The following is a 12084-nucleotide window of genomic DNA, read 5'->3' as shown; positions in this document are numbered from 1 at the left end:
TACAACTTTGCCAAACGCCTCAAACGGCTCAAGGGATTGACACCCTACGAATTTGTTTGTGCGGAATGGCGGAAAAATCCTAGTAGCTTTATTCGAGAACCGACCCACCATACTCCGGGACCATACACCTAGGCGGTCTGACCGGTTGTCGGGAGGGCGAAATCGTAGTAACGACAACCGGTCAGACCGCCTAGGGCGGTCGGACCGGGGCAACGACCCTGAATATGAATTTCCAGCCCTGGCCCTGTGGTCAGGGCTTTTTTGTGTTTGAGGGGTGAGCGGCACGCGGCTGACGCGTTAATTATTTGGGCTAATCAGGCGAATCGATTGAAGAAAAAGAGGGCTTCGAGAAATAGCTCAGGCTATGGGCAACCAAAATAAAGGTGTTTGCATCTGTCGCCCCAGGAGTTCAGCCGGCAAAATGGCTGGCTCTTGGTGGTGGCTGGAAATATTTTCAGCTGCCTATTCCTTGATTTTCAACTGATAACAATTTCAAAAGCTTAGCTTAATAGAAATTTATTTCGTCAGTACCTTGCGTTACAAAGTACCTGTTCTACATTTGTTCCATACAAAGCCCAGTAGCTGACGTAAGCGTGTACCAAAGTTGGCCCGCTACCCGGCTGCACTTCCTCACTCACCGAGGCCCGGGCGCTGGTGACATTCTTCTCCGCAGCGGAACCGCGGCTGCTGCCCGACTAGAACGTACCCATCGTCTCCTCACATCTCACCTCTGCATCATGAAGACGTTCACTCCTCTCTCCTCTTTTCCCCGCGTTAATTCCTTATTGCTGGGCACGGCCGTGGCCCTGCTGGCACTTCCCTTCGGCGCATCGGCCCAGAGCAGCGGCGCTGGCACCGTGAGCGGCACGCTGGTAGAAGAAAGCACGGGCCAGCCGGTGCCTTTCTCCGATGTGCTGCTGCTGCGCGCCGCCGACTCCACGTTTGTAGCCGTGGCCCAAAGCACCGAGCAGGGCAGTTTTAAGGCGCTGGCCCTGCCCTACGGCACGTACCTGCTGCGGGTGCAGGACCTGAACTACCGCGTGCTGCGCCGGCGCTTCAACCTGACGGCAGCGGCTCCGACCATCAATTTTTTGGGCTTGAAGATGACCGCTGCCACGGCTACCAAGCTGGGCGAAGTGATAGTGACCGGCCAGAAAGCGACCGTGGTGGAAGACCTCGGCAAGCGCATCATCAACGTGGAAAAAGACCTGGGCAGCGTGGGTGGCACGGCGGCCAACGTGCTCGAGAACGTGCCCTCGGTGAGCGTGGACGTGAACGGCACGGTGAGCATGCGCGGCACTTCGAACGTGACCATTCTTATTGACGGCAAGCCGGCGGGCGTGAGCAACGGCGGCACCGGCGGCCCCCGCCTCGACCAGATTCCGGCCTCCCGCATTGCCCAGATTGAGGTGATTACCAACCCCTCGGCCAAGTACGACGCGGCCGGCGGTGGTGGGGTTATCAACCTGATTACCAAGAAAGAAACCCGCAACGGCACCAACGGCACGGCCGCCTTCGTACTGGGCACCGCCGACAAGTACAGCGGCAACCTGAGCCTGAGCCGCAAGGCGGGCAAAGCCACCTGGACGGCCGGCTACGACGGCCGCGACGTGACCTACCGCAGCAAGGGCCACAGCGAGCAAACTGCCCTGCTCGGCCCCGGCCAAACCATCCGCACCACTCAGGTGGGCGTGGGCAGCGAGACGCACCGCAACCACGAGCTGCGCGTGGGCGTGGAGCTGGAATTACCCAAAAACCAGACCCTGAGCCTGAACCTGAACCCCAGCACGGAGCGCAACCTGGAAGGCGAAAGCCAGGACCTGACCCAGCAAACCAACAATGGCCCGGTGCAAAAAACCATTGGCCGCCAGGACCTTGATGTGAAAGTGAACATCCTGGAAACCGACGGCAACTATCGCCGTACCTGGGACGCCCACAAGGGCCGCGAGCTGACGGCTAACTTCGGCAGCGTGCTGGTTGATGCCAACGTGCCGGTGGTGCAGCGGCAGTTCGCCGAGGCCGGCTCGGCGGGTGTGCCGCAGCCCGGCACCCGGCAGCAGCTGGCCCTGCTGGCCAACATCCAATATGGGCAGGTGGACTACGTGCACCCGCTGGCCGACGGCAAAGGCCGCCTGGAAATGGGGGCCAAGGTAGAGCGCCAGGGCTATAAAGGCAGCAACACCTTCGGCTACGCCACCAGCGAAATCCGCCCCGACGACTTCCAGAACGACCCCACCCGCTCGCTCACCTACACGTCGAACCAGGTGGTGCCCGCCGCTTACGTGACCGCGCAGCACAGCCTCGGCAAGAAGTGGAACGCCCAGGCCGGCCTGCGCTCCGAGTATACCTACCTGAACGGCAGCGTGGTGGGCGGCGAGGGCATTGCCCAGCGCGGCAGCCTGAGCCAGAACTACCTGAGCTTCTTCCCCTCGGCCCTCATCAGCCGGGAGCTGGGCAAGGAGGCCGGCCAGAACCGCCTGCAGCTGAGCTACGCCCGCCGCCTCAACCGGCCCAACTTCATGCAGCAATTGCCGCTGGCCATCTACCAGGACCCGCGCAGCTACCGGCTGGGTAACCCTCGCCTGCAGCCCGAATTCAGCCACAACCTGGAGCTGGGCCAACAGCTCACCATCGGGCAGGCCACGATTACCAGCACCGCGTTTGCCCGCATCACCACCAATTCCATCCAGCGCCTGCGCTTCGTGGACACCCTGGCTACCCGCCTGGCCGGGGCAGGCGCGGGCCTCGTGACGGCCGAAACCTACGATAACCTGGGCACCACCACCAATGTCGGGGCCGAATTCAGCCTCAACCAGCCCTTGGCCAAGTGGTGGCGCCTGAATGCCAGCACCAGCCTCTACCGCGCCCAGATTGCCGGCAACGGCATTGCCAACAACCGCACGGCCTTCATCGCCACGGCCCGCCTCACCAACAACTTCACCATCCGACCCACCCTCGATTTGCAGCTGAGCGGCAACCTGCGCTCGGCCCAACTCACGGCCCAGGGCCGGCAGCTGGCCACGGGGCAGCTCGACCTGGCCCTGCGCCAGCGCCTGTTCTCCGACCGCGCCGCCCTCACCCTGCGCGTCAGCGACCTGCTCAACACCCAGCAGTTCCGCAACGAAATCGTCACCGATGCCCTCACCAGCTACCGCTACAACAAGGACGAAACCCGCGTGGGCTGGCTGGGCTTCACCTGGTACATCGGGGCCAGCAAGGCCAAGCCCGGCCGCATTGAGAGCGCGCCCCAGGGCGGCGGCGGGTTCGGCGGCTGAGTTTCAGTAGCGCGAACTTTCCAGTTCGCGCTACTGAACAACACCCACACGGCGCGGGGACGCGAACTGGAAAGTTCGCGCTACGGCTTTTCTCACCTTCTTCTTTCTGCAATCAGCCCCGTCGTCGGTTCGTCCGGCGGCGGGGTTTTTCGTGGCCGGTGGGGTTCGGTAGAGACCAAAGCACTGCCCGGCGAATCCCGAAAGGGCCGGAAAATACTGGGAGCGGGTAGCGTTCAACGCCCTAAACACCCCAATTTTGCCTTTGGCAAAATGTCCCCTCCTTGGTAAGGAGGGGAGTTTGCCGTTCATTATTTCTCATTCCTCATTCCTCATTAAGCGTAGCGTCTACCTTTGCCCCGTTATGCAGAAACCCAGTATTCCGAAAGGCACCCGCGACTTTGGCCCGGCCCAGGTGGCGCGCCGCCAGCACATCTTCAACGTTATTCGCCGCACGTTCGAGTCGTTTGGCTTTGCCCCGCTCGAAACCCCGACCCTGGAGAATCTCTCGGTGCTCACGGGCAAGTACGGCGACGAGGGCGACCAGCTCCTGTTCAAAGTGCTGAACTCCGGCGACTTTGCCAAGGACGTGACGGCCGAGGATTTGGCCACCGGCTCGAAGGCCCTGCTGCCCAAGGTGGCCGAAAAAGGCCTGCGCTACGACCTCACCGTGCCTTTTGCCCGCTACGTGGCCATGAACCGGGGCACGCTCACCTTTCCCTTCAAGCGCTACCAGATGCAGCCCGTGTGGCGGGCCGACCGCCCCCAGCGCGGCCGCTACCGCGAGTTTTACCAGTGCGATGCCGACGTGGTGGGCACCGACTCGCTGCTCTGCGAAGCCGAAATCGTGCTCATGATTGCCCAGGTGCTGGGCGGGCTGGGGCTGCACGACTTCACCATCAAAATCAACCACCGCGGGGTACTGCGCAACATTTACCAGGCGCTGGGCGGCGAGGGCCGCGAGACGGATTTGTTCGTAGCCATTGATAAACTCGATAAAATTGGCCGCGACGGCGTGACGAAGGAATTGCTGGAACGCGGCTTTTCAGCGCCCATCATCGAAACGCTGTTTGAGCTGCTGGGCGTGGAGGGTGACTACGAGGAGAAGCTGGCGCGGCTGCTGGCTGGCTTCGTTACGGCCGGCGTGGAGCCCGATGGCACGCGCCCCGACGACGACAACGAGGAAGCCGCCGCCAACTACCGGGGCCTGACCGAGCTAGCCACCGTGCGCGACCTGCTGGTGGCCTCCGGCTTTAAGCAGTTCGACCGGCTCGAATTTGACCCTACCCTGGCGCGGGGCCTCTCCTATTATACGGGCTGCATTTTCGAAGTCAAAATCAACAACGTGCAGATGGGCAGCGTGAGCGGCGGCGGACGCTACGACAACCTCACCGGCTCGTTTGGGCTGCCGGGCGTGTCGGGCGTGGGCTTTTCGTTCGGCGTGGACCGGCTCTATGACTGCCTGGAGGCGCTGGACTTGTTCACGGCCACGGCCGAAACGCCCACCCGCTGCCTCATCACGCACTTCGACGGGGCCAGCGGCCGGGCGGCGCTGCCCCTGCTGGCGCAGCTGCGGGCGGCCGGCATCCCCAGCGAGCTGTACCCCGACGCCACCAAGCTGCAAAAGCAGTTCAAGTACGCCGATGCCAAGGGTATTCCGCTGGTCATCGTGCTCGGGCCGGAGGAGCTCGCGGCCGGCGTGGCCAAGATTAAAATCATGGCCTCTGGCGTGGAGCGGGTGCTGCCGCTGGCCGAGGTGGTAGCCGCGCTCACGGTATGAGCGTTGGGCTAAAGTCAGTGGCGGCGGCGGTCCTGATTCCCACGTTCGGCCTGCTGTTCGGGGTACGGTACTGGCTGAGCCATTCACGTCCGGAGGCCCCGCTTTCGCGGCCGGTTCCGGTGCGCCCGGTTCCCGCGTTGACTATTCCGCTTGCCCGCCCCGATACGTTGAGTAGTACCTCTTCGCCCGCCGATACGCCGGCCCGGCCCGATACGCTGGCCCAGACCGGTCCCGACCCGGCGACCGACTCGGCTGCTCCGTGAGGCCCTAAAATGCTGACCGACCGCGAAGCCGATGCCGACGTGGAAAAAAGCGTGAGCGTCTGGCTCGACGATTTTGGCCTGCTCTGCTTTCAGCACGTGTATGAAGCCATGCCCTTCGGTGGCCGACACCAGGACAGCCGCGAGCGCTTCCTCTACGACCTGACCACCGGCCGGGCACTGACCATTGCCAGCCAGCTGCGTCCCGGCTACGCCACGCCGCTGCGACGGCTGCTCGCGGCGCATCTGCTGCACTACGATGATTTCGACAGCGTGAACCGGGACAAAGAAAACGAATGGGGCTGGCGCGATGTGAAGGAAAACCCCAGCCGCCTGCCGCCCCTGCCCGCCTTGAATGAAAACAGCACCGACGACCTGGTGCTGACCGTGGCAGGCCTGGAAGCCACCTATTCGCCGTTCAGCCTCTTCACCATCCCAGGCGGCATGAGCTCCTCCTACCCGGTACTCATTCCCTACCGCGAGCTTCGGCCGCTGGTGCAGCCGGGTACCGCGTTGGCCCGCATGGGGGCCGCGCGCGGCTTGTAGCGCCTTACTCAATCACCACGCGGCGGCTCAGCTATGCCCTCCCGTGCTGCCCGCGGCTTAGCGCGCAAACGCGGGCCGATACCTTAGAGCAGTCCATTACTCAGCCTACAAAACGCACACAGCCCGCTGGACGGAATTGTCGCCGGGCGGCTGCTGGTTACAAACTCGCGTTATGGCTTGCCCGGCAGCTCCGCACTTTGCGCGAAACTGCGGCCTGCTCGTTCAACCCGCATCGTTCAACGAATGCCACCACCCCCGTTTTCGCTGCGCGAAAACTCCCCTCCTTAAAAAAGGAAGGGAGTTTTTTCGTTCTTTGCCCACCCAACTTCGATTACCGCCCACCCGCACCCCTCCAATGCCCACCCACACCATTTCGCCCGCACAGCCGCTCACCCTGGCCGCGCTGGCCACCCTGCTCGCCGATGGCCGACCCGTAACGCTCGGCACCGATGCCAAAGCCAGCATCGCCGCTTGCCACGACTACCTGCACCAGCGCCTGGCCCACGATGACCAACCGATTTACGGCATCAATACCGGCTTCGGCTCGCTCCACAACGTGAGCATCCCGCCCGAAAGCCGGGCCCAGCTGCAAGTCAACCTGATGATGTCGCACGCCTGCGGCACGGGGGCCGAGGTTCCGCAGAGCCTGGTGCGCCTCATGCTGCTGCTCAAAGCCCAGAGCCTGAGCTACGGCCACAGCGGCGTGCAACCAGCCACCGCCGAGCGCCTCGTGGCCATGTACAACCGCGAGCTGCTGCCCGTGGTGTACGAGCAGGGCAGCCTTGGGGCCTCCGGCGATTTGGCCCCGCTGGCCCACCTGTGCCTGCCGCTGCTGGGCCTGGGCGAAGTGAACTATCAGGGCTATCGGCTCGCGGCGGCCGATGCCATGAGCTTATTCAGCTGGGAGCCACTGGTGCTGCAAGCCAAGGAAGGACTGGCGCTACTCAACGGCACCCAGTTTATGCTGGCTTACGCCGTGGATGGGGTGCTGCGCGCCCAGCGCCTGGCAGCGGCGGCCGATGTGATTGGGGCGCTATCGCTGGAAGCCTTTGGTGGCGGCGTCGACCCGTTCAATGAGCACCTGCACCGCATCCGGCCGCACGCCGGGCAGGTGCAGGTGGCCCGGCGGCTGCGCGAGCTGCTGGCCGGCTCGGAGCTGCAAACCCAACCGCGGCTGGCGGTGCAGGACCCCTACTCGTTCCGCTGCCTGCCGCAGGTGCACGGGGCCAGCCGCGATGCCCTGGCCTACGTGGCCCAGGTTGTCGAAACCGAGTGCAACTCGGTGACGGATAACCCGAATATTTTCCCCGAAGAAGACTTGATTCTGAGTGGTGGCAACTTCCACGGCCAGCCCCTGGCCCTGGCCCTCGACCACCTCGCCGTGGCCGTGGCCGAGCTGGGCAGCATCTCGGAGCGCCGCACGTATCAGCTTATTTCGGGCCAGCGCGGCCTACCCCAGTACCTCGTGGCCGAGCCCGGCCTGAACTCCGGCCTGATGATTCCGCAGTACACCGCCGCCGGCATCGTGAGCCAGAATAAGCAGCTCTGTACGCCGGCATCGGTCGACAGCATCGTGAGCAGCAACGGCCAGGAAGACCACGTGAGCATGGGGGCCAACGCCGCCACCAAAAGTCGCCGCCTCATCGAAAACGTGGAGCAGGTGCTCGGCATCGAGCTGCTCACAGCCGTGCAGGCGCTGGCCTTCCGCCGCCCCGCCCGCACTTCCGACGTTTTGGAAAAAGTGGTAGACGCTTTTCGGGAAGAAATCAAGTTCGTGGGCCAGGACCGGGTGCTCTACCCCGACCTGCATCGCGCCGCCGCCTTCATCCGTAAGTTTGACTGGCAATAGAGCAGTTTCGCTTTTTGTGTACGGAGTTAAAAGTTGAGAGTTAAAAGTTAAAACTCATTGTATCTGATTTTTAACTTTTAACTCTCAACTTTTAACTTTCTGCAAAAGTGTACACTAACCTGAAAACCGCTGTAGGCCCGCGCCAAATTCGTTTGATTGTCTGCCGACTTTGGCACGCCGAACTGATTTTTGCGCATTGCATCCTGCTGAACTGCCCCAACCCGCTTCCCGAACGCCGCTTATGAAGCTGCTGACCCGCTGTTCTCTTTTACTTACGCTGTGCTGGCTGGGCAGCTCGCAACAGGCCCGGGCGCAGGGCTGCGCCAGCCCCAATCCACCGCCCTTCACCTTCGAGATTTTCGACGTAACCGCTTCCCCCGCCGTGCGGGTGGATGCCATGTGCGTGGGCCGCCGCTACTCCTTTGAGCAATATCCCGGCCGCAACATCCCGCTCAATCTACTCACCTACGGGGTTTTACCGGGCCGAAACACTACCTACACCAACTCCGTTCCGGTGGCGTGCGTACCGCCCAACCAGGCCCCGTACATCTACACCCCAACGGCGGCGGAAGTGGGCGATGTCACGATTTCGGAATTCGCAAATGTCTCCGGCAGTCCCACCTACTACATCCGCAATGTGGAGGTGGTGGGCACGCCGCCGCCCACTTTCCGCGTGGATGCCTGCCCCGGCGGCTCCGCCCTGGTCACCATCACCGACACCAATTACAACAGCTACTCGGTACCGGGCTTCGGCACCGTAGTACGCAATGTGCCCACGATAGTGCAGCTGCCGGCTGGCGCTACCAGCATTACCGTAACGGGAAATTATACGGCCAACAGGGTGTGCGAAGGCTCGCGCACGCTGCCCATCAGCCTGCCCGTCCCGCAACAGCCGCTGCTCACCAACCTCACGCTGCAAGGCCCACTACCAAGCAGTGCCGCCACGCTGGCGGTGAGCCAGCTCCCCGCCGGCTTCCTCTATACCCTCCAGAAAGAAGGCCCGGCCGGCACCTTCACCGACGTGACCACCGTGACCGTCGCGCCCGGCAGCAGCAGCCTCACCGTGCCCGCCGCCGCCGGCTGCTACCGCATTGCCCGCCGGGACTTCTGCGGCGGCAGCGTAGCCGCCACGCCCGCCATCTGCACGCTTGGCCTCACCGGCACTTCCAGCCAGAACCGCAATCAGCTGCTGCTCAGCGACGGCGGCACGGGCGGGCCTTACACCGTTACCCGCAACGGGGCGACCCTCACAGGTTTCACCGTCATCAGCGGCGGGCTGGAAGACCCCAACGTGGTGTGCGGCACCACCTACACCTACCGCGTCACGGCCACGCTGGCGGGCGGCCGCACTTCGGTTTCCAACGAAGTTTCTATTCTCACGCAATCCCTTATTCCGCCCGCCCGGCCGCTGCTCGTGGCCAGCTTCAACCTGAACAATGTGGTGGTGCTCACGCCCGTGCTGGCAGCTGGCCCGGCCCTGCCGGCCGGTAGCACCCTGCGCTACCGCCGCAGCACCGGCGGCCAGGCCCCGGTTGATTTTGGTACCGCCACCAGCCTGCGCCCCCGGCGCGATTCCACGGCCCTGGCCGAGCTGCGGGCCCAGCCGCCCTGCTACTCGGTGCAGCTGCTGGATGTGTGCCGGAACACCTCCCCCGAGAGCACCAGCACCTGCCCCGCCCTGCTCACGGCCGGCCCCGCCGACCCCGATGGCACTACCGCCGCCTTGTCCTGGACGGCCTTCAGCGGCCCCGGCCCGGCTGTTCCGTCCAGCTATATCCTTCAGCGCCTCGCTTCCGATGGCACCGTGCTCAACACCCTGCCCGTGAGTGGCGGTAGCGCCATTGACCTCACCCCGCCCCCCGACCGCCAGGTACTCCGCTACCGCCTCCAGATTAGCGGGGGCGGCCTGCCGGGCGGCACGTTCAGCTATTCAAACATTGCCACCGTCTCGCGGCGCATTTTGCTGACCATGCCCACGGCCTTCACCCCCAATGGCGACGGGCTGAACGATGTGTTCGAAGTGAAGGGCAAGTACCTGCGCGACTACACGTTTGTGGTGGTCGACCGCAACGGGCAGGAAGTATTTCGGGGCACCCAGCGCAGCGAAGCCTGGGACGGCCGCATTCGGGGCCGCGCCCCGGTCCTGGGCGCGTATGTGTGGCGTTTTCAGCAGGATGGCGAGGATGGGCAGCGGTTCACGGCCACGGGCACAGTCACGCTTTTGAACTGAACGGCCTCCCCGAACAACCTCCCGGGCGGTTTCCGCATCCTTAAACAAGACCGCGGCCGCACTTTTCTTCCGCTTGCTTGTTACCTGCTCACTGATAACTATTAACTGAAATACAACCATGGCATTCGACCTGACCGGCATGATGGGCAAAGTGAAAGAGCTGCAAGACAAAATGCAGCAGGCCCAGCAGGAAATTCAACACATCACCGCTACCGGCGAGGCGGGCGGCGGGCTGGTGCGCGCCACGGCCAACGGCCACCGTAAAATCCTGAAACTGGAAATCGATGAATCCCTGCTCACGCCTCAGGACCGCGATATGCTGGCCGACCTGGTAGTAGCCGCCGTGAACAAGGCCCTCGACGAAGCCGCCGAGCTCGCCGCCCAGGAGCTGAAGCGCAAAACCAGCGGCCTCATGCCCAACGTACCTGGCCTGGACCTGAGCGGCTTCGGAGCCTAGTCGCGGCGCTTAATGAGGAACAAAGAATGAGTAACCAAAAGACGGCGCAAGCCACTGAAGAATTGGCTGCGGCACGAATGAATACTGAGAAGGGGATGGAAGATGAAAATTCTTCATTTCTCCGTCCTCATTCTTCATTAAAAGGCTGCGCCGATGTGGCCCTGGTTATTCTGAACTGGAACGGCGCGAACTTCCTGCGTCGCTTCCTGCCCGGCGTAATCGCCCACGCCGACGGGGCCCGCGTCATCGTAGCCGACAATGCCTCGACCGATGACTCGGTAGAGCTGCTGGCCCGCGACTTTCCCACTGTGGAGCTGCTGCTGCTGGAGCGCAATTTCGGCTTCTGCGAAGGCTACAACCAAGCCCTGAAGCAGGTCGACAGTGACTTTTTCGTGCTTCTCAATTCCGACGTAGAAGTTACCCTCGGCTGGCTGCGGCCCCTGCGGGCGCTACTGGAAAACAACCCGCGCATTGCCGCCGTGCAGCCCAAAATCCTGGCCCACGCCGACCCCACTACCTTCGAATACGCGGGCGCCGGCGGCGGCTACCTCGACCGCCTGGCCTACCCCTTCTGCCGGGGCCGCCTCTTCGATACCCTCGAACGCGACCAGGGCCAGTACGACGACCCGCGCCCGGTGGCCTGGGCCAGCGGGGCCTGCCTGCTGGTGCGCCGCGCCGCCTGGCAGGCCCTGGGCGGCCTGGAGCCTGCTTTCTTCGCCCATATGGAGGAAATCGACTTCTGCTGGCGGCTCCAGAACGCCGGCCACGAGGTGTGGTACCACGGCGGCAGCGCCGTGCAGCACGTGGGCGGCGGTACCCTGCCCAAAACCAACCCCCGCAAAACCTACCTCAACTTTCGCAACGGCCTGGCCCTGCTCTATAAGAATGCCGCGCCGGGCGAGCTGGTCGGCCCCATGTTCCAGCGCCTCGTGCTGGATGGCGTGGCGGGCCTGCGGTTTCTGGCCACGGGTGAATGGCGTAATTTCTGGGCAATTCTCCGCGCCCACTTCAGCTTTTACGGCATGCTGGGCTACTGGCGGCAGCAGCGCCGGGCGGCCCGCCCGCACCTGCGCGTGGCTCAGCGCCAGGGCGTGTATAATGGCAGCCTGGTCTGGGCCTATTTCGCCCGCGGCAAGCGGAAGTTCAGTGAGCTGGGTCTGAAGTAGTGCCGCTTATCCTTGGGAGCGCAACGAAGTAATCGGTGCTGTTATCAGATAGTAACCAAAATAATGTAAAAAGCCCCGGCTCTGTGGAAGAGTCGGGGCCTTTTCTAAATCGTTCTATCTGTCACATAGCAGGGCTGGTCGCTGAGAACAGGACGGATTGCTTCGTCCTTCGTCCTCGCAATGACAACCGTTACAAATCCCACACGGTGCTGCGCTGCTGGCGCATGGCCCGGCGCACATTCATCCAGAAAGCCCCGACGAAATAGAGCACGATGGGCGAGCCAAACGTGAAAAACGAGGCGTACACAAAGGAAAGCCGAACGCTGCGGGTACTGAAACCCCACTTGTGGCCCAGCGCCGAGCACAGCCCAAAAGACTGCGTTTCGAGGTAGTCGGTAAAGCGTTTCATAGTCGGTGTGGGGATGGCGAAAAATTTATTACCTGGGCTAAGATAAGGCATTTAGCAGAAAAAGGCAAGCCGGGCGGTGTAATTTTGCCGGCCCCGGCCCGACTAATTTGGCGCT

At 63.1% G+C, this 12084-nt stretch carries 9 protein-coding genes and 1 pseudogene; 9 read left to right on the top strand and 1 reads right to left on the bottom strand.

The window, feature by feature from the left end; genetic code table 11:
* The 9 genes and pseudogenes from ABD819_RS14010 to ABD819_RS13970 form a co-directional block, all read left to right on the top strand.
* Window positions 1–132, top strand: a pseudogene (locus tag ABD819_RS14010) (IS481 family transposase); the annotation flags it as partial.
* A 605-nt stretch (window positions 133–737) separates the two neighbouring features.
* A complete protein-coding gene (locus ABD819_RS14005) occupies window positions 738–3275 on the top strand; it encodes a TonB-dependent receptor domain-containing protein (protein ID WP_345125323.1) in 2538 nt (845 codons plus the stop codon).
* Window positions 3276–3636: 361 nt separating this feature from the next.
* Window positions 3637–5052 (top strand): histidine--tRNA ligase, encoded by a 1416-nt coding sequence (hisS, locus tag ABD819_RS14000; RefSeq protein ID WP_345125322.1) that lies wholly within the window; start codon window positions 3637–3639, stop codon window positions 5050–5052.
* On the top strand, window positions 5049–5315 hold the full coding sequence (locus ABD819_RS13995) for a hypothetical protein (protein ID WP_345125321.1): 267 nt from the start codon (window positions 5049–5051) through the stop codon (window positions 5313–5315). The genes hisS and ABD819_RS13995 overlap by 4 nt, the downstream gene beginning before the upstream one ends.
* A 9-nt stretch (window positions 5316–5324) precedes the next feature.
* On the top strand, window positions 5325–5858 hold the full coding sequence (locus ABD819_RS13990) for a hypothetical protein (RefSeq protein ID WP_345125319.1): 534 nt from the start codon (window positions 5325–5327) through the stop codon (window positions 5856–5858).
* A gap of 355 nt (window positions 5859–6213) precedes the next feature.
* On the top strand, window positions 6214–7707 hold the full coding sequence (gene hutH, locus ABD819_RS13985) for a histidine ammonia-lyase (RefSeq protein WP_345125318.1): 1494 nt from the start codon (window positions 6214–6216) through the stop codon (window positions 7705–7707).
* Between the two features lie 241 nt (window positions 7708–7948).
* Window positions 7949–9937 (top strand): T9SS type B sorting domain-containing protein, encoded by a 1989-nt coding sequence (locus ABD819_RS13980; RefSeq protein ID WP_345125316.1) that lies wholly within the window; start codon window positions 7949–7951, stop codon window positions 9935–9937.
* Between the two features lie 118 nt (window positions 9938–10055).
* Entirely contained in the window at window positions 10056–10394 is a 339-nt protein-coding gene (locus tag ABD819_RS13975; protein ID WP_345125315.1) for a YbaB/EbfC family nucleoid-associated protein, read from the top strand.
* A 77-nt stretch (window positions 10395–10471) separates the two neighbouring features.
* Window positions 10472–11560 (top strand): glycosyltransferase family 2 protein, encoded by a 1089-nt coding sequence (locus ABD819_RS13970; RefSeq protein WP_345125314.1) that lies wholly within the window; start codon window positions 10472–10474, stop codon window positions 11558–11560.
* Between the two features lie 190 nt (window positions 11561–11750).
* On the opposite strand, the gene ABD819_RS13965 is transcribed toward ABD819_RS13970, so the two are convergent.
* Window positions 11751–11969, bottom strand: a complete 219-nt coding sequence (locus tag ABD819_RS13965; RefSeq protein ID WP_345125313.1) for a PspC domain-containing protein — start codon at window positions 11967–11969, stop codon at window positions 11751–11753.
* Window positions 11970–12084 lie beyond the last annotated feature (115 nt).

It is taken from the genome of Hymenobacter antarcticus, from assembly GCF_039539545.1.
In the GTDB taxonomy this organism is placed as follows: Bacteria; Bacteroidota; Bacteroidia; order Cytophagales; family Hymenobacteraceae; genus Hymenobacter; species Hymenobacter antarcticus.
This window is presented reverse-complemented; position numbering and strand designations above follow the sequence as displayed.